At 67.9% G+C, this 18,521-nt stretch carries 16 protein-coding genes; 8 read left to right on the top strand and 8 right to left on the bottom strand.

Going from position 1 to position 18,521, the window contains the following annotated elements; translation table 11 throughout:
- Positions 1-77: 77 nt before the first annotated feature.
- From E3O62_RS14880 to E3O62_RS14870, 3 genes are read right to left on the bottom strand one after another with little or no spacing between them, the layout of a single operon-like run.
- Complete coding sequence (locus E3O62_RS14880; protein ID WP_134399011.1) at positions 78-1,994, bottom strand: YhgE/Pip family protein; 1,917 nt, start codon at positions 1,992-1,994, stop codon at positions 78-80.
- Complete coding sequence (locus E3O62_RS14875; RefSeq protein ID WP_134399010.1) at positions 1,991-4,891, bottom strand: MMPL family transporter; 2,901 nt, start codon at positions 4,889-4,891, stop codon at positions 1,991-1,993. The genes E3O62_RS14880 and E3O62_RS14875 overlap by 4 nt, the downstream gene beginning before the upstream one ends.
- A gap of 5 nt (positions 4,892-4,896) precedes the next feature.
- Entirely contained in the window at positions 4,897-5,514 is a 618-nt protein-coding gene (locus E3O62_RS14870; RefSeq protein ID WP_241973531.1) for a TetR/AcrR family transcriptional regulator, read from the bottom strand.
- 106 nt (positions 5,515-5,620) lie between these two features.
- Between E3O62_RS14870 and E3O62_RS14865 the strand changes: the two genes are divergently transcribed.
- The 6 genes from E3O62_RS14865 (at position 5,621) to E3O62_RS14840 (ending at position 9,443) form a co-directional block, all read left to right on the top strand.
- Positions 5,621-5,809, top strand: a complete 189-nt coding sequence (locus tag E3O62_RS14865; RefSeq protein WP_134394231.1) for a hypothetical protein — start codon at positions 5,621-5,623, stop codon at positions 5,807-5,809.
- Between the two features lie 91 nt (positions 5,810-5,900).
- Positions 5,901-6,293, top strand: a complete 393-nt coding sequence (locus E3O62_RS14860) for a hypothetical protein (RefSeq protein ID WP_134394232.1) — start codon at positions 5,901-5,903, stop codon at positions 6,291-6,293.
- 326 nt (positions 6,294-6,619) lie between these two features.
- Positions 6,620-7,279, top strand: coding sequence for a biotin transporter BioY (locus E3O62_RS14855; RefSeq protein ID WP_134394233.1), 660 nt, complete (start codon positions 6,620-6,622; stop codon positions 7,277-7,279).
- The gene (locus E3O62_RS14850; protein ID WP_134399008.1) at positions 7,276-7,956 is read left to right on the top strand and encodes an energy-coupling factor ABC transporter ATP-binding protein; all 681 of its coding nucleotides are present in this window, start codon (positions 7,276-7,278) and stop codon (positions 7,954-7,956) included. Before E3O62_RS14855 ends, E3O62_RS14850 begins: the two co-directional genes overlap by 4 nt.
- A gap of 10 nt (positions 7,957-7,966) precedes the next feature.
- Positions 7,967-8,560: an energy-coupling factor transporter transmembrane protein EcfT gene (locus E3O62_RS14845; protein WP_134399007.1), complete on the top strand. Its 594-nt coding sequence runs from the start codon at positions 7,967-7,969 to the stop codon at positions 8,558-8,560.
- Between the two features lie 100 nt (positions 8,561-8,660).
- Complete coding sequence (locus E3O62_RS14840; RefSeq protein WP_134399006.1) at positions 8,661-9,443, top strand: alpha/beta hydrolase; 783 nt, start codon at positions 8,661-8,663, stop codon at positions 9,441-9,443.
- 68 nt (positions 9,444-9,511) lie between these two features.
- Here E3O62_RS14840 and E3O62_RS14835 read toward each other — a convergent pair whose 3' ends face one another.
- From E3O62_RS14835 to E3O62_RS14820, 4 genes are all read right to left on the bottom strand, one after another.
- The gene (locus tag E3O62_RS14835; protein ID WP_134394237.1) at positions 9,512-10,408 is read right to left on the bottom strand and encodes a glycine betaine ABC transporter substrate-binding protein; all 897 of its coding nucleotides are present in this window, start codon (positions 10,406-10,408) and stop codon (positions 9,512-9,514) included.
- A 78-nt stretch (positions 10,409-10,486) separates the two neighbouring features.
- Positions 10,487-11,374 carry a proline/glycine betaine ABC transporter permease gene (locus E3O62_RS14830; protein ID WP_134394238.1) on the bottom strand — a complete coding sequence of 296 codons (888 nt, stop codon included), beginning with the start codon at positions 11,372-11,374 and terminating at the stop codon, positions 10,487-10,489.
- Positions 11,371-12,639: a glycine betaine/L-proline ABC transporter ATP-binding protein gene (locus E3O62_RS14825; protein ID WP_233191517.1), complete on the bottom strand. Its 1,269-nt coding sequence runs from the start codon at positions 12,637-12,639 to the stop codon at positions 11,371-11,373. The genes E3O62_RS14830 and E3O62_RS14825 overlap by 4 nt, the downstream gene beginning before the upstream one ends.
- A 385-nt stretch (positions 12,640-13,024) precedes the next feature.
- Positions 13,025-14,404 carry a cation:dicarboxylate symporter family transporter gene (locus E3O62_RS14820; protein WP_134394239.1) on the bottom strand — a complete coding sequence of 460 codons (1,380 nt, stop codon included), beginning with the start codon at positions 14,402-14,404 and terminating at the stop codon, positions 13,025-13,027.
- A 148-nt stretch (positions 14,405-14,552) separates the two neighbouring features.
- On the opposite strand from E3O62_RS14820, the gene E3O62_RS14815 reads away from it, so the two are divergent.
- Together E3O62_RS14815 and E3O62_RS14810 are read left to right on the top strand one after the other, a co-directional pair.
- Positions 14,553-16,226, top strand: coding sequence for a sensor histidine kinase (locus E3O62_RS14815; RefSeq protein WP_134399005.1), 1,674 nt, complete (start codon positions 14,553-14,555; stop codon positions 16,224-16,226).
- Positions 16,219-16,920: a response regulator gene (locus tag E3O62_RS14810; protein WP_134399004.1), complete on the top strand. Its 702-nt coding sequence runs from the start codon at positions 16,219-16,221 to the stop codon at positions 16,918-16,920. The genes E3O62_RS14815 and E3O62_RS14810 overlap by 8 nt, the downstream gene beginning before the upstream one ends.
- Before the next feature lie 227 nt (positions 16,921-17,147).
- Here E3O62_RS14810 and E3O62_RS14805 read toward each other — a convergent pair whose 3' ends face one another.
- Positions 17,148-17,756, bottom strand: a complete 609-nt coding sequence (locus tag E3O62_RS14805) for a TetR/AcrR family transcriptional regulator (protein WP_166784594.1) — start codon at positions 17,754-17,756, stop codon at positions 17,148-17,150.
- Between the last annotated feature and the right edge of the window lie 765 nt (positions 17,757-18,521).

The raw sequence follows: 18,521 nt of genomic DNA, 5'->3' as shown, positions 1-18,521 counted from the left end.
CCGCACTGGTCCGCGGCGACTGAAGAATGTGGGCGACGGATGTCCTGAGTCAGCCACACGCGCACAGATGGCCCGCGTCAGCTGCGGGCCTGCGCCAGGCCGAACGAGCGGGCGCCGCGCCGACTGGCGACGGTCCAGTACGAGGTCAGAACGCTCACCAGCGCGACGATCAGCAGGATGGCCGCGGGCCCGCCGGCGCTGCCGCCTCCCCCGGAGACGATGGCCTGCATGCCCCGCACCGCCCAGGTGAGCGGCAGGTACGGGCTGATCACCTGGAACGGGGCCGACACCAGCTCAATCGGGTAGAGCCCACCCACCACGGTGAGCTGCAGCGCCAGAAGTACCAGGGAGACCACGATTCCGACCCGGCCGAACGCCGCCGTGAGGAAGTGGTGCACCGCCGCGAACACGAAGGCGAGGAACACCGCGAAGGCCAGGGTTGACGGCAGGATCGACCACGAGACGCCGAGAGTGGTGTGCAGCAACAACACCACGACCACGGCCTGCGCTGCGGCGATGCCGAACGCACGGCCGAGGCTGCGGGCCACGAGGTTGCCGGTCGACGCGGTCGACGCGAGCGCGAGCGCGGACAGCGGCTTCATCACCAGGAAGATCGCCAGGGCACCGATCCACAGGCCGATCGGCACGAAGACCATGCCGATGACCGGGCCGATCGACGCGAAGGCGTTGTCGCGCTCCGCGGTGATGCCGACCGGTTCGGAGACGACCGCCGCGGTCGTCACCGGGTCGGTGTCGGTGAGCGGGGCCGCGCTGTCCGCGGCGTCCCGCAGTCCGCTGGCGAGTTCGACCGCGCCCGATTCGAGCAGGCGGGCGCCCGCCGCGGCATCCGTTGTTCCGGTGGCCAGCTGCGATAGGCCGGTGGAGATGCCGGCAACGCCGGTGGCGAGGTCGCTGGCACCGCCGCGGAGGTCGCTTCCGCCGGCGGAGAGCAGGCTTGCACCGTTGGCGCTCTGATACACTCCATCGAGCACGCTTTCGAGGCCCGGACCCGCCTGGCTGATGCCGGTGCTCTGCGCGGCGAGGGCGTCGAGTCCGCTCTGGAGCCGCAGCAGGGCTGGCGCGTAGTCGGCGACCCGCGAGTCGCTCTGCATGGCCGCGTTCAGCTGCCTGAAACCGTCGGCGCTGGCCTGCACCCCGGCCGCGTAGGCCGGTAGGCCGGTCGCGAGCGGAGCCAGCCCGGCCGCGCCCGTGCTCAGCCGGGTCAGGCCGTGGCTCAGTCCGGTGACGCCCTGGGTGTACTCGGTCACGCCGGAGGAGAAGCTGGCGGCGCCGGTCGCGGCGGACGAGGCCCCGGATGCCGCGGCGGCCGTGCCGCCGGCCAGCGAATCGAGTCCGGTGGCCACGCCGGTGACCCCGGTCGAAACCTGCGCGGCGCCATCCGCCGCCTGCGTGAGGGACTCGCCCAGCACGGCCAGGTTGGTGTAGAGCCCGTTGAGGTACTGCGAGGTGATCTCGCGGCCGAAGACGCCCGACATGGCGGTGCCCACCGACTGGGCCACCGATCCGGCCAGGAACGAGTGCGCGTCATCCGTGCGGATGCCCAAGTCGGCCTGGGTGGGAACCGCCCCGCCCAGCGAGGTCACCGACGCCGAGAAGTCCTTCGGGATCGTGAGCACCGCGTAGGCGTCGCCGGACTCCAGGGCCGCCGCGGCATCCGCAGAGTTGGAGATGGTCCAGTCGAACCCGGTGGCCTCGGACCCAGCATCGGTAGGCTTAATGAGTTCGGTCACGAGCAGGCGGCCGGCGAGCACCGGCTGCTCGGTGCCGTCGGGCAGGGTGGTGGTGACGATCTCGTCATTGTTGACGACGATCGCCGGCAGCGTGTCCACGCGCTGATCGGCGGTGGCGAGGGCGCCGGCGAAGAGTCCGGCAACCGCCAACGGCACCACGATCAGACCCGCCATCAGGGCCCCGAGAGCCCATCGGCGCTGCCCGGGCGTGCGGCTGAACAGTTTCTCGAGCCTGGTGCTCATCGCTGCAGGGCCTTTCGGTCACGGGAATCGAGTTCGAGGGTCTGCACCGGGCGGGCCCCGCGGTAGACCGGGATCGCCTCAGGAAAGGAGGCGGCACCGACGATGAGGGCGGTCGATGCCGGAGCGAGGATCGCCAGCACCTGCACGAGGTCCCGCCCCGCCGGGTCGACAGGCAGTCCCTCGCCGAGGTCGACGATGACAACTCCCGGGGTTTCGGTGAGCGCCGCCGTCACGAGCACCGCGGCGCGGCCCAGGGCGGAGAGGGACGATACCGTCGTGCCGGCCACGATCGGGCCGGAGTCCCGGCCGCTCGGCGGAGTGCCGAGCGCACCGTTCAGGCGCGCGATCCACCCCGCGAGCAGCGAGCGGCGCGACGCGGCGCGGTACCACGGATGCGCCAGGTCCAGCCGTTCGGCCAGCAACTCCCCCACGGTGAGCCCACTGTCGCGGCTGTCGCCCACGTCGGCGAGCGCCACCGCGCGGAGGGCGCGGCTGCGCTCGGACGGCAGCGGGGAGCCCATGACCTGGAGGCGGCCGAACACCGGGTCGAGCCGGCCGGCCAGGGTGGCGGCGACGACGCGGCGGTGGGTGGCGGAGCCGGTCAGTACCACCACCGCGCCGGCGTCGATGGTGAGGTCCAGCGGTCTGAAGGGGCTCTCCGGCAGCCCGAAGACGGCTCCCTCGGCTGTGATGGCGTGCGGCTGGCTGATGGCCCATTCCTTGTCGGCCAGGTGTCGGCGCAGACCCTCACCCTCGATGTCGACGTCGGGCAGAATGCGGGAGAGCCAGCGTGGCAGCCACCAGGCGGCATCGCCGGCGAGGGCCATCGCGGCCGGGACCAATGTCATCCGCACCAGGAACGCGTCGAGGAAGACTCCGACGGCGAGGGCGAACGCGATGCCCTTGATCGCCCCGGTGCCCTCGGGCACGAAGGCAAAGAAGACGAAGAACATGATCAGGGCGGCGGCCGTGACCACGCGGGCGGCGTGGGAGAACCCGTGCACGATGGATTCGCGGGCCAGGCCGGTCTTCACGAACTCCTCCCGCATGCCCGAGACGAGGAACACCTCGTAGTCCATGGCCAGCCCGAAGAGCACGGCCATCAGCAGGATGGGCAGGAAACTCAGGATCGGCCCGGGGGTTTCCACCCCGAGCAGCTCGGCGAACCAGCCCCACTGGAAGATCGCCACGGTCGCGCCGATCGATGCGGCCACCGACAGCAGGAACCCGAGGGCAGCTTTGATCGGCACGAAGATCGACCGGAACACCATGGTCAGCAGGAAGATCGAGAGCCCCACCACGATCAGGGCGAACGGCACGAGCGCGTTGCTGAGGCGGTTGGAGATGTCGATCGACACGGCGGTCGCGCCGGTCACGGCGATGGGGGTGCCCAAGTTGTCGTCGATCGATGGTGCCAGATCGCGGATGGCCTGCACGAGCGCCTTGGTCTCGGGCGCGTTCGGCGCGCTGTCCGGCATGACCTGGATGATGGCGGTGTCGACGGTCGGGTTCGGAGTGCCCGTGCCGACGAAGGCCACGTCGGGCAGGGTGCGCAGGGCCGCGCCGATAGTGTCGAGGTCACCGAAGATATCCGTCGTCTGGGTGATGTCGACGACGACGATGAGCGGACCGTTGTAGCCCGGACCGAAGCCCTCCTCGAGCATGGTGAACGCCTCTCGCTGCGTCGAACCGGCCGGCTCGGATGCCCCGTCAGGCAGGTTCAGATCGAGGCTGAGGGCCGGGATCGCCAGCGTGCCGAGCACGCCCACCACGAGGAGCACGGCCACGACCGGCGCCCTGAGCACGAGGTTGACCCAGCGGTGGCCGAGGGTGGGCCGGCCGGTGTCTGGCCGGGTGGCCCGGCGGTACGCGCGGCTGCCTGTCTTGGGAGTGAGGCGCCCCTTGGCAAGGCCGAGAACGGCGGGGAGGAGCGTGACCGCCACGAAGATAGAGACCAGCACGGCGAAGGCGGCGCCCAGCCCCATCACGCTGAGGAACGGGATGCCGACCACGAGCAGCCCGAGCAGGGCGATGATCACGGTGATCCCGGCGAAGACGACGGCGCTGCCGGCGGTGGCCACGGCCGAGGCGGCCGAATCGTGTGGTTCGACCCCGTTGGCGAGCTGCGTGCGGTGCCGCGACAGGATGAAGAGCGCGTAGTCGATGCCCACGGCGAGCCCGAGCATCAGGGCGAGCATGGGGGCCGTGCTCGAGACGGGCACGAATGCGGAAATCACGGTGATGCCGCCGATGGCGGCGCCGACGCCGACCAGGGCCATCAGCAGCGGCATCCCGGCGGATACGAGCGAACCGAAGGTGATCATCAGCACCACGCCGGCGAAGATCAGGCCGAGCACCTCGGAAATGGTGATGCCGAAGGTGTTGTCCTGGAACACCTGGCCGCCGAAAGCGACCTCGAGGCCGGCCTCCTCGGCGATATCCCGCGTCCCGGTCACGTCGTCGAGGGTTTCCGCGGTGACGTCGGTTGATAAGGCGGACAACTGAATCTGGCTGAACGCACTCTCCACGTCGTCGGAGATCGCGCCCGACGCATATTCGTCATAGGGCGTCAGCACCGAGTCGACGCCGGGCACGTCCGCGAGTTCGGCCGCCATGTCGACGATGGCCGTGCGGTAAGGCTCGTCGGTGACGGATGCCCCGTCCGGGGCCGTGTAGACAACCTGTACCGCGGCGCCGGCCGCCTGGGGGAACACCTCGCCGAGCTTGTCGATGGTGTCCTGTGATTCCGTGCCGGGAATCGCGTACGACTCCTGGGTCTGGCCACCGAGGGCCAACCCGGAGCCGAGGATCCCGACCAGCAGGATGGCCCAGATGCCGAGCATCAGGCCCGCACGCCGGTAGGCGAAGTGGCCGATTCGATAGAGCAGGGTTGCCATGGGTGCTACTTCCGGGACGGGGCGGTGCGAACGGTGACAGGGGCAAGCAGCTCGGTGATGACGGTCAAAAGAGCCGGTCGGACCTCTTCCACCGGGGCTATCTCCTCTCCGAGGAACGTCATGCCGGCCACCAGGGTGTAGGCGGCGCCGCCGAGGGCGATACCGAAGCGGATGCGGTCCTCCGTACTCGCATCGCCGTGGCACAGCGTGTCGGAGAGGCGCACGATCACCACTCCTGCACGGTCGATCACGGGGATGCCGCGCAGCGACTGAGACTGGTTGATGAAGGTGTGCAGCTCGAGGCGGAATTCGAGGATGAAGTCGATGAAGTCGTTCACGAACCGGCTCCGGGTCAGGGCGCTCTCCTCGGTGGCGAGGAACCGCTCGAGAATGCCCTCCAACCGGTTCACCGCCGGGGTGAGCACCTCGTCGAGGAGCGCTTCCTTGGAGGCGAAGTGGTAGAGCACGCTCGATTTGGAGTACCCGGCCGCGTCGGCGATCTGCTGCAGCGAGGTGCCGGCGAACCCGACCGAGGCGAACTGTTCCAGCGCTGTCGCGCGCAGTTCTACGCTGGTGCTCTGGCGGTTGTGGGGGGGCTGGGGCAGAACGGGCTCTGGAGTCACCCAATTACGGTACCTGACCGATCGGTCAGAGCCTGTCCGATCGGTCAGATTGTCGGGAAACGCGCAGCAGGGCGACTTCCGGGTAGCGTTAGACGCGGAGGTCTTCATGCGAAAGTTCATTTTCAGCAGTGCCATCATCGGCGTGCTCGCCGGCGGTTGGAACATTCTGAGTGCCACCCGCACCGGTCCGCGCGACTGGCGCCTAGTGCTGATGTGGGTCGGCTGGCTGCTCAGCGCCGCGGTAGCCATCGGAACCGTCATCCAGGATGCCGACGATCGCCGAATCGAGGACTAAGTCTTCCACTGTCGGCGTGTCAGCGCGGGCCGCAGGGCGCCGCACGGCAAACTGAAGAGTTCACGGGCACGTTAGCCGAAAGGGGCTCCCGATGTTTGGTCGACGACGTCGCGTCGCACCGGTCGCACCGGTCATCCCCCCGCCCGTTCCCGAGCTCAGCGACGCTCAGGTGTTCGAGCTCCTGCACACCCAAATCGCCCGTCTCGTCGGCGCCCAAGGCCAGTGGACTCTGGTTCCCCGCAGCAGTGACGACACCGACGTGATCTTCCACGATCTGAAGGCGAACCAGATTGCCTCGTCCCTGGCCTCCGTGCTCCGCACCGAGACCGCCGTTCTTCGCGGCGAGGTCATCGCCGAGCCCACCGCGCTCCCCTTCATCCCCGCCCCGATCTCCGTTTGGGCCGAACCGGAGCGGGCGCCGACGGCCTCCCTTCCGCGCTTCTCCGCCGCTGCTTCGACGGACAACGCCCGCCTCGTCGCCTGACCCAGGCCACCCGCCCGGCGTGAGCCCCCCGGTGATAGAGCCGGTCGAAGTCCCCACACGTCGGCGTCGGGCAGGGCCGAGAGGACGACGCTCGACGCTCTACGCTCGACGACAGTGTCGTGTTCCCGTTCAAGCGCACGAAGCTGCACAGCTCAACGGAGACTCGACCTCACTCTCATCGCGGAGGAGCGGATGCGTCCCGCCGGGGTCTTCCCGGCGCACCCCTGCGCCGGGGGGCTCGCCGGACGCATCCTGATAGAGTTCCGCCGCATTCTTTGTAGGTCTTCTTCGGACTCGCCCTGCCGCGGAATTCTAGATTGAAGAACATGACTTCCAGCCCCCGCATCGCCCGCACCCCGACAACCCGCATCATGAGCGCGCGCGACCTGTCGCAAATCGCCATCTTCGCCGCCCTGATCGCCGCACTCGGACTGCCCGGCGCCCTGAGCATCGGGGCGGTGGCCGTGCCAATCACCTTCCAGACCCTCGGGGTGATGCTGGCCGGGGCGATCCTCGGCGCGCGCAAGGGCTTCTTCTCCGTGCTCCTCCTGCTCGCCCTCGCCGCCGCCGGCCTCCCGCTGCTGTCTGGCGGGCGCGGCGGCATCGTCTGGTTCACCACCTCACCCTCCGCCGGCTACCTCTACGGCTGGCTGCTCGGCGCCCTGGTCATCGGCTCATTGACCGGCCTGCTCCTCCCCCGCTACCGGCTCTGGGCGGCGCTCGGCGCCACCACGCTCGGCGGCATCGTCGTGGTCTACCTGATCGGCGTGCCTGTCACCGCGATCAACCTGGGCCTGCCGCTGTGGGTTGCTCTCGTCGACGCCGCGAAGTTTCTGCCCGGCGACCTGATCAAGGTGGTCGTGACCGTACTGGTGGCCCGCCAGGTTCACAGGGCCTACCCGGGTCTGATCCCGCCGCGCCGCCGCGCCGCTCCCGCGCCCGAGGCCGACGACGTCACCGCCGGAGCAGTCACGCCCGCATCATGAGCAGGATCGACTTCGACAGTGTCTCGCATGCGTTCGGTGAACGGATGGTGCTGCGGGACATCCGTCTGTCCCTCACCGAACAGCGCATCGGCATTGTCGGGGCGAACGGGTCGGGAAAGTCCACCCTCGTGCGCCTGATCAACGGACTGATCAAGCCCGACACCGGAATCGTCAGCGTCGGCGGCCTCGACGTGGCCCGGAACACCAAGGCGGTGCGCCGGCAGGTCGGCTTCATCTTCACCAACCCGGACAACCAGATCGTGATGCCCACCGTGGCCGAAGACGTCGCCTTCACCCTGCGCCGCCGCGGGCTGACCCCGCTCGAGATCTCGACCCGCACGCGGGCGGCGCTCGAGCGCTTCGGGCTCGACCAGCACGCCGACCATCCGGCGCACCGGCTGTCCGGCGGCCAAAAGCAGTTGCTGGCGCTGGCGGCCGTGCTCGTGGCGGAGCCTGAGATCGTGGTCGCCGACGAGCCGACCACACTGCTCGACGCACGCAATGCCCGGCGCATCACCGAACTTCTGCTCGGCCTGAGCCAGCAGGTCATCGTGGTCACCCACCAGCTGGACCTGCTCGCCGCCTTCGACCGCGTGATTGTGATCGAGGACGGCCGGGTGGTCGCCGACGGTGAACCGGATGCCGCGCTCGGCGCGTACCGGGAGCTGTTGGCATGATCGGGCCGGCATGATCGGGCTCTATCACCCTGGCCACTCGCTGATCCACCGCGCGCCGATGCTGCTCAAGCTCGTGCTTCTCTCGCTCGCCGTGCTGCTCGTCGGCTCGCTCGGCGAGCTCTGGCAGCTGGGTGCCTGCCTTCTCGGGGTCGCCGCGCTGTTCCTGGTGGCGCGGGTGCCGCTGGGCGCCGCGTGGCAGCAGATCGGCCCGATTCTGTGGATTTTGGTGATCGCCGTTCCACTCCAGGCGCTGTTCGCCGACTGGACCACGGCCGGCCTGATGGCCGGGCGGTTGCTGATCGCCGTGGCGCTGGCGGCACTGTTCACCGTGACGACCACGGTCACGGCCGTGCTCGAGGGCTTTCAGAAGCTTCTGCGACCGTTCCGTCGCTGGGTCGACGCCGACCGGGTCGGCCTCCTCCTCGCCCTCACCCTGCGGTGCATCCCGCTCGTCACCGAGATCGTGTCCGAGGTGATCGAGGCACGTCGGGCGCGCGGCACCCAGGGTTCGCTGCTCGCCCTGGCCGTGCCGGTGGTCGTGCGCTCGCTCTACGCCGCGGATGCGATCGGCGAGGCTCTGGCCGCCCGCGGTCTCGACGACTGAGGCCGGAGCGGTTCGGTCCCGGCAGTGCGGTTGCGGCTAGGTTGAGACCATCAGCGGTTTCCGGTCTCACCCCGACCGGACAGGCGAGGAGCGGAACGCGATGACCCAGCCCAGCGGTACGACCGAGGCACGACGACGAGGACGGCTGCGGAGCGGCATCCGGGCCGGCGGCTGGTGGAGCCTGACCGCGTTCGTACTCGTCGTGATCGTGTTCCTGGCCTGGGCGAACACTGTGCGCGTGGCCGATCGGGCCGCGGCAGACGAGGTTTTCGCCAGCCCGAACGTGACCGTCACCGACACCCCCACGTCGGTCGTCCTCGCGCCCGCCGACGACGCCGGGGACATCGGCTTGGTCTTCGTTCCCGGTGCCCGGGTCGACCCTTATGCCTACCTCTACAAGCTGGCAGGCACGGTTGAAGACACCGGGGTGACCGTTGTGATCACCAAGCCGGTGCTCAACCTCGCCATCTTCGACCGCCGGATGCTGTCCACCTTCACCGACGCCGTCCCCGAGGTCTCCACCTGGTTCGTGGGCGGCCACTCGATCGGCGGCGTGCGAGCCTGCATGCTGGCGGACGATCCCGCGGTGGCCGGGCTCGTACTGTTCGGCAGCTACTGCGCGGTCGCGCCGGAGCGCACCGATCTGCGGGCCCTCAGCCTCAGCGGCAGCGCCGACCGCCTCAGCACCCCGGAGAAGATCGCCGACAGGGCGGATCTGCTTGTGCCCGACACCCGTTTCGTCGAAATCGACGGAGCCAACCATGCGCGGTTCGGCGACTACGGCGTGCAGAGCGGCGACGGTGTTGCCACCAAGTCAACGGATGCCGTTGCCGCCGAAATCACCCGCGAGCTCACTGGATTCCTGACACAGACAACCCCGTAGTCGGCAACCGTTGCCGGGACAATCGCCGTCGAGCTCGGCGACGGCACCAGGGCAGTTTGTGTTCTGTGTTATGCGGTGGTCAGAGAATCCACGTACTCCTGGTTCTCGGAGATCCACTTCGCCACGATCGGCTCGTAGTCCTTGCCGTCGTAGTCGACGAACATGGCCTTCTCAAGCGAGTAGAGCTTGTCGAGGTCCATGTCGAAGCCCTTGATCCACTCGGTGGCCTGCGGGAAGTCCGCGGCGAAGTCGGACTTGACGTAGCTGTGCAGCGACTCGGTGTTCTTCAAGGTTCCCTTGGGGTCCTCGAGGGTCTTGATCGGCAGCGAACCGTAGGCCCAGTGCGGCTCCCACAGGGTGACGACGATGTTCTCGCCCGCCTTGGTGGCCGCCGTCAGCTCGGTGAGCATGGCCGCGGTCGATGAGGTCAGGTATTCCATGTCGTCGAGGCCGTAGGCCGGGATGACCTTCTCGGTGGTGGCCTTGGTCAGGCCTGCTCCGGGTTCGATTCCGACGATGCGATTGCCGAACTTGTCGGCGTTCCTGGCCAGCTCGTCGAGGGAATCGATGGGGGCATCCTTGTTGACGGCGATGGTCAGGCGGGATTCCTCGTTCCATGCGCCGAGGTCGACGATGTCATCGCCGTACTCCTTCACGTAGGACGCGTGGGTCTCCGGCATCCAGACATCCATGTTGATGTCGTAGTCTCCGGTGGAGAGACCCGAGTAGACGGGGGCAACGTCGGCGTATTCCAACTCCGCGTTGTAGCCCTTCTCGTCGAGGATGGCCTTCCACAGTTCGGAGACCGCGACGCCTTCATCCCAGCCGTTGAACACGGCGATGGTGATGTCTTTCTGGTCCTTGTTCCCGTCGCCGACGACGGCGGCCTCGGCCGAGGCGCAGCCGCTGAGTGCGAGGAGCCCAACGGCTCCGAGTGCGAGCAGGGACAGTGATCGGTTTTTCATATTGTTTCCTTTCGTGTCGCCTGGTGGGCGACCGGGGCAGAATGAGAAATCAGGAGGTTCTGTGCGCGGCGCACGGACTCAGGCGGCCAGGGCTTGCTGGGCACGGCGCTTGCGGGCCGACATGCTTCGACCGAGCGGGGTGTCGCCGGTGCCGAGTGCGGCGGTCAGGCGGTCGAGGAAGATGGCGAGGATCACCACGGCGAGGCCGGCTTCGAAACCGAGTGCGACGTCGATGCGGTTCAGACTGGCGACGACATCCGCTCCCAGCCCCCCGGCCCCGACCATACCGGCGATGACGACCATCGACAGCGAGAGCATGATGACCTGGTTGATACCCGCCATGATCGTCGGCATCGCCAGCGGAAGCTGGATCTGCCGGAGAATGCGCCAGGGCGAGGCGCCGAAGGCCTGTCCGGCCTCGACCACTTCTCGGTCGACCCCGCGGATGCCCAGCTCGGTGAGGCGGACTCCCGGAGCCATCGCGAAGATGATGGTGGCCACGATTCCGGGCACGACGCCCACGCGGAACAGGATCAGCGCGGGAATCAGGTACACGAAGGCCGGCATGGTTTGCATGAAGTCGAGAATCGGCCGGATGATGTTGGACGCCACCGCGGATTTCGCCGCCAGGATGCCGAGCGGCAGGCTGAGAGCGATCGCGAGCACACTGGCGACCAGCACCAGTGCGAGGGTGTCCATGGCGTTCTCCCACTGGTCGACGCCGACGACGACGATCAGACCGAGGACGGTACCGACCATGAATTTCCAACCGCGGGTGGCCAGGGCCAGCCCCGCCGAGAGCACGATGATCACCCAGAAGGGCGGCGCCACCAGGAGGAAGTCGACCAGTTCGTAGGCACCGTCGAAGACGGCCCGGATGAGGTCGAATAAGAACCCGAACGTGTCGGTGATCCAGTCGATGAACCCCTCGACGAGCATGCCCAGAGGAAGTCGGAAGTCGTTCACAGGTCGGCTCCTTCCAGAGCGGTGTCGCGGAGGGTTTCGGTGATCACGCTGATGGAAATCGTGGCCGCGGGCTCGATCACGGGCACGTCCCCCGTATTCGTGCTCACGTTGCCGAGCGCGGCCAGCAGGGTCACCCGCGGGATGACGCCGAGCAGACGGTTCTTCTCATCGACCACGGCGATGGCCAGGTCACTGCCGACCGAGGGTTCGACCAGGTCGACCAGCGGGGTGTCCGGGTTGACGGAGATCGCATCCGTGCGCACTATCGCGCGCAGATCGGTCTCGCCGGCCTTGACCTGCCCCAGCACGTCGCGATCGCGCACCACACCGGCGAAGGTGCGGTCGCGGTTGAGCACGAAGGTGGCGGAGGTCTGCAGGTCGCGCATGGTGCGGAGCGCGGCTCGGGGGCCGCCGGTGATCGTGACCACGGAGCGCACGGGCTCCATCACGCTGGCCGCGGTCAGCACCCGGGCGCGGTCGACATCCTGCACGAACTGAGCGACGTAGTCGTTTGCCGGGTCGGTCAGGATCTCCTCGGGCGTGCCGATCTGAACGATGCGACCGTCGCGCATGACCGCGATGCGGTCGCCGAGGAACATGGCCTCGTTAAGGTCGTGGGTGATGAAGATGATGGTTTTGCCGAGCTCGGCCTGCAGCTCGATCAGCTGCTCCTGCATTTCGCGGCGGATCAGCGGGTCAAGGGCCGAGAACGCCTCGTCCATCAGGAGGACGTCGGTGTCGGCGGCGAGGGCCCGGCCGAGGCCGACTCGCTGCTGCATTCCGCCGGAAAGCTCCGACGGCAGGCTGTCAGCCCAGCCGTCGAGCCCGACGAGGCGGATGATGGTGCGCGCCTTGGCGAGCCGCTCCTCGCGGCCCATGCCCTGCACCTCGAGTCCGTAGGCGACGTTGTCGATCACGGTGCGGTGCGGCAGCAGGGCAAAGTGCTGGAACACCATGGAAATATTTGTGCGGCGCACCTCGCGCAGCGCGGCGGCGGAAATACCGGTGATGGCCTGGCCGGCCACCGTCACGCTGCCGGAGGTGGCGTCGAGTAGCCCGTTGAGCATGCGGATCAGGGTGGATTTGCCCGAACCGGACAACCCCATCACCACAAAGATTTCGCCACGGTGGACCTCGAATGAGGCGTCGATAACGGCGGCGGTGCCCAGCGAGGACACCTCATCGCGGCTGGCTCCCGCGGTCAGCTTCTTGACGAGCTCGTGCGGACGACGCCCGAACGCTTTGTACAGTCGATCTGCCTTCACGGCAATAGTTTCGGTCACGGATTCTCCCGGTGCACGCCGGGCGGGGCCGAATCACGGCCGACGGAACGGATGCACGCTGTGTCGGACGGGTAGGCCGTGACCGGCCTCGACGCGATGGAAAGCGTGGGCTGGAGCGATCATGGGGATCGCATCCGTCATGGCCTCACCATACGAAGCGCCGTACCGATGGGGCCGTGGCTGTCCATTCGCGTCCTGGTGAAGGGTCGTAAGACCAGAAGCTACTCTAACACGGGGGGGGTACTTGCGTCGCAGAAGCTGCGATCTCGACGGATTCGGGTAGTGAGGGGAACCGGCCCTAGCGCAGGCCGCGAGACAGTCGCCGCGGGGCATCCGTGCCGGGTCGCGTTCGACGACCCGGCCGGACTCAGGCCTTGAGCGCCGCGATCTGCGCGGACTTCTCGGTCGCGGTGGCCGTTTCGGCGGCGCTGGGCACACCGTGGTGCGCGATCATCGTGGTCTCGTCGAACGGCTCGTGACGGTCGAGCACCCGGTCGACCTGGGCACGATCGATCTCCTTGGTCCAGGATCCGATCAGCACGGTGGCGACGGCGTTGCCGGTGAAGTTCGTGAGCGCGCGGGCCTCGGACATGAAGCGATCGATGCCCACGATGAAGCCGACTCCTTCCAGCAGCTGCGGGGCGTGGGCCTGCAAGCCGGCGGCCAGGGTCGCGATCCCGGCACCGGACACTCCGGCGGCACCCTTGGAGGCGATAATCATGAAGGCGAGGAGCCCAATCTGTTCGCCCAGGGCGAGCGGCTGACCCATGGCCGTGGCGATGAAGAGCGACGCCATGGTCAGGTAGATCGCGGTGCCGTCGAGGTTGAAGGAGTATCCGGTGGGAACCGTGACGCCCACGACCGGCTTGGAGACGCCGAGGTGCTCCATCTTGGCGATCAGGCGCGGCAGCGCCGCCTCGGAGGAGGAGGTAGAGAAGATCAGCAGGTACTCTCGGCCGAGATAGCGCATCAGCTTGAAGATGCTGATGCCGGTGACGATCTTGAGCAACCCGCCGAGGATGACGACGATGAAGAGCACACAGGTCAGGTAGAAGGCGCCCATCAGGGTGAAGAGGCTGATAACGGCCTGGAAGCCGGTGGCACCGACGACGGCGGCGATCGCACCGAAGGCGCCGATCGGCGCGAGCCACATGACCATGATCAGGATGCGAAAGACCAGGGCCTGCACGTGCGCGATGCCCTCGAGGATCGGCTTGCCGGCGGCTCCCATCTTCTGCAGCGCGAAGCCGGCGATGAGGGCCACCAGCAGGGTCTGCAGGATGTTGCCGGCGGTCAGTGCGGAGAACAGTGTGGTCGGGATGATGCCGAGGAAGAAGTCCGACTCGGCGGCTTCCGGCGGCACGAAGGTGGTCGCGGTGAGATCGAGCCCTGAGCCGGGCTTGATCACGTTGCCCACGACGAGGCCGATCGCCAGGGCGAAGGTGGACATGGTCAGGAAGTAGCCGAGGGCCAGTCCGCCGATCTTGCCGACAGTGGCGGCCTTCGCGATGGACCCGATGCCGAGGATGATCGTGCAGAAGATGATCGGCGAGATCATCATCTTGATCAGGGCGATGAAGATGTCCCCGAGCGGTTTGAGCGAGACGGCGAATCCGTCTGTGCCGCCGAAGAGCAGGCCGACGATGACGCCGATGATCACCGCGACGATGACCGCCATGTACAAGTAGTGGGACTTGTCAAACTTCTTCGCGGGCTGTGCAGCGCGAGCGCGAGGCAGTGATGCCATAAAAGACTCCTTTGTCTAGTAACTAGGCTGGGGTGAGGCGCTGGTGCGCCCGGACCATCCGTGGTGTGTTTCAGAATGGACGACCGGGGCGCCCGCGTCACTGTTGCGGTCATATTGGTCACGGTCGCGCAAATGGAAGAAGGATGCGATGGGGCAAGGCTGGAGCATTGCGCGCCGCCTGTTCCTGGCGAACGCCCTGGTCATCATGGCGATAACCGTGTTCGCGGGCACCGCGGCCTTCGTGGACGCCCGCGACCGTGGTTTCGTCGCCGCCGAGGAACGGATGCTGTCCGTCGCCAGCGCCATCGCCGACAACCCGCTCGTACTGGAGGCCAGCCGCTCAGCCGATCCCAGCGCGGTGCTCCAGCCGTACGCCGAGCGGGTCACCGCCGACGCCACCCTCGACTTCATCACGATCATGGCGCCCGACCGCACCCGCTGGACCCACCCGACCGAGTTGGAGATCGGCCGCCCCTACATCGGTAGCGTCACGCCCGCCCTGGCCGGGGAACCGTTCACCGAGGTGACCACGGGCACGCTCGGACCCTCGGTGCGGGCCGTCGTTCCGATCACCGACGAGCAGGGAGCCGTTCAGGGCCTGGTGGCTGCGGGGGTGAAGACGAGCAACCTCTCCATCGCGCTGAGCGCGCGGCTGCCGGCCGTGCTGGGGGTGGCCCTGATGCTGCTAGCCACGGGCACCCTCGCCGCCTGGCTGCTCGGTCGCTATCTGAGCCGGGTCACGCTCGGCTGGGGACCGGAGCAGCTCGCCCAGCTCTTCGTCTACTACGACTCGGTGCTGCATTCGGTGCGGGAGGGTCTCGTACTCGTCACTCTCACGGGCGAGGTCGTGCTCTACAACGATCAGGCTGCCCGGCTGCTGGGCCTGCCGCCGCGCTCACCGACTGAGGGCCGAGCATCCTCCGCCGCCACGCAGAGCCTTGACCGTCTCGACCTTCCCCCGGCACTCGCCGAGCTACTGAAGAGCGGCCGCCCCGCCACCGACGAGATCCACGTCACCGACACGCGCGTGCTGGTCGTCAGCCAGCTGCCGGCACTGAAACCGGGCAGCGGCCGCACCAAACCCGCGCCGATGGGCTGGGTTGCGACCATCCGCGACCACACCGACCTGCAATCGATGGGCAGCGAACTCCGGTCGATGCGCACCCTCTCGGATGCCCTGCACGCCCAGACCCATGAGCACGCCAACCGGCTTCACACCATCGTGTCCCTGATGGAACTCGGGCGCGGCGCCGAGGCCCTCGATTTCGCCACCAAAGACCTGGAGCTCAGCCAGCAACTCACCGATGACATGCTCGACTCGGTGGACGAACCGGTGCTCAGCGCCCTGCTGATGGGCAAGTTCGCCCAAGCCAGCGAGCTGGGCGTGCTGCTCACGGTTGAGGCGGCCGGAACCCTCGCCGATTCCGGCCTGACGGCGCAGGACCTGGTCACGGTCGTGGGCAACCTGGTCGATAACGCGCTCGACGCGGCCGCCGGCGGCGAGGCACCCCGCCGGGTGCACCTCTCGGTCGGCTCCACGCCCTCGTCGGTGGCGATCGAGGTGGCCGACACCGGGCCCGGCGTCGACCCGGACGCCGTGACCGACATCCTCCGCCGCGGTTACAGCACCAAGGAGCCCGGCAGTTTCGGCCGCGGCCTCGGACTGGCGTTGGTGCGGCAGACGGTCAACCGGCTCGGCGGCAGCCTCAGCATCACCCGCCGCGAGGGGGCCGTGTTCACGGTCGCCCTCCCCCGGCAGCCGGAGGAGCCCGCTGCGGGCATCGAACCCGACCTCGCGGCGACGGGCGGATCGCATGACTGAACGGGACATCCGGGTGCTCGTCGTGGAAGACGAAACCATTGCGGCCGAGGCGCACGCCGCCTATCTCGGGCGTCTGACCGGTTTCGTGCACGCGGGCACCGTCGGCGACGGCCATTCCGCCCTGCGCGCCCTAGCTGCGGCCGTCACCGCCGGGCAGCCCATCGATCTGGTGCTGATGGATATGACCCTGCCCGACCTGCACGGCCTCGACGTGAGCCGGCGGATGCGCGCAGCCGGCCTGACCACGGACATCATCGCCATCACGGCGGTGCGCGAACTGCACATTGTTCGCGGCGCCGTGGCGGCCGGCATTGTTCAATACCTGATCAAGCCGTTCACCTATTCAACCTTCGCGCAGAAGCTGGTGCAGTATCGGGACTTCCGGCTCCAACTGGGCGGACTGTCCGCGATGACCAGCCAGACCGACGTGGACCTGGCGTTCGCGAGCCTGCGCACGCCCACCGAGCTGCCGCGGCCGAAGGGTCTGTCCGAGGGCACCCTAGGCGCGGTGATCGAGTTCCTGAAGCTGCAGATCGTTCCGGTCTCCTCCAGCGAGGTCATGGAGCAGCTCGGCATTTCGCGGGTGACCGCCCGGCGCTACCTTGAGCATCTGGCCGACACCGGCTCGCTCGAACGGTCGCCGCGCTACGGTACGCCGGGGCGGCCAGAAAACGAATACGTCTGGCGCCGGTGAACCGTTCGGGTAGCTGTTCCAGAGCTGCTCCTCCTTCATGATCTCGGACAGGTGGTCGTCCTGCACCCGGGTCAGACGCCGGATCAGCCACGCGATGCAGCGGGTCGGGGCGGCCGTGACCACCGGCGCGGACCGCACCGCCGAAGGAGGGCCCTCAGGCGCAACCGAAACCAGCGCCGGAACGGTTGTTGTATCCCGCGGCGGGGCACCCGGTGCCAGCCAGGGTCTTAGAGGAACCGGTCGAGGTCCACCACACCCAGCGCAGTCAGGGACCGCGCAAGCATCTCCTCGATCCGTTCCGGCAGGTCCTCCCGTTCGGCAAGCCGGTTCGATACCTCCTGAACCCCGCTGAAGTACGCCACCAGATGCCAGGCCTCGCGGTCGTGGTCGAGCCCGGCGGGGATCTCCCCCGCAGCCTCGGCCTCGCCAAGCAGCATCGCGATGCGCGCGACCCAGCCCACGTACGGGGTCGGCAGGATTGCCGGGATCAGGTGATATTCCCGCACGAGCCGCACCGAGGCCCGCACGCGCACGTCGTTCCGGAAGGCGCCGGCAACCCCGCGGATCGACGCCACGATGGCCTCGATCCCGCGCACGGGTGACGCATCGCCCAGCACGTTGGCGAACGGAGCCCGCGAAAACGAGGAATGAACGAGCGCGAGCGCCATATCCGACTTGGCTTTGAAGTGGTACTGCACCAACCCCTTGCCGGTGCCCGACTTTTCGGCAACCAGGCCGATCGAGGTGCCCGCGTAGCCGCGGTCGGCGAATTCGATTGCCGCCGCTGCCAGGATGCGTTCACGCGCCTCGATCTTGCGAGCATCACTTCCAGCCACCAGCACCTCCGAGAATCGTCACCGTTCGACCGAATGGTGCGATATGCCAGCGTAACCATCGGGGCTGGGACGCCTTCACCTGAGAGTGCTGTACGATCGTACAAGTCCCCGGGTGAGATTCGGTTCTCGACTGACCGGGGGGATTCAGGGGGACCCGGGGACCAACGCAACCCCAGTCGGATTCGCATCTGGCTGGGGTTTGCTCCCCCGAGTCAAACCCCATCGCCCGCCACGGAGTGCCTCTTTCCCGTCCCCAACAGTCAAGCCCGCGGGTGGTCGAGCCTGTCAAGAGCCGGGACCAGAGCCACGCCCTGCAGCCCCACTCGCTTGCGCGGCAGTGCGATCAGTGTCTGCTTCGGGTCGACNTGGTTTCCGGTGCGGGTGATCTTCCAGTGCTGGTTGTGTAGCAGCAGGTGGTGCGGGTGGCAGAGCAGTACTCCGTTGGCGAGGTTGGTGTTCCCGGTGTCCTTCAGCCACTCGTTGATGTGGTGGGCCTCGGACCAGGCCGGTGACCGGTCGCAGCCGCCCCAGAGGCATCCGCCGTCACGTACCCCCATTGCGGTCCGCTGTGCCTCGGTGAAGAGTCGTTCGTCGCGGCCGACGTCGATGATCTGGCCGTTGTCGTCGAACTTTATGCCGCGGGTGCCGGTCTCGCAGAGCAGCCGATCGATGGTTTCCTGCGAGATCGGCACCGGGTTGCCCTCGATCTGCCCGTGAGCGGCGGGTTCGGTCGTTCCCGTCTCTTCGCCCGGGACCGACGTGAGG

It is taken from the genome of Cryobacterium sp. TMT2-15-1, assembly GCF_004402345.1.
Lineage (GTDB): Bacteria > Actinomycetota > Actinomycetes > Actinomycetales > Microbacteriaceae > Cryobacterium > Cryobacterium sandaracinum.
The sequence above is the reverse complement of the archived record's forward strand: the minus strand, read 5'-3'. Positions and strand labels throughout refer to the sequence as shown.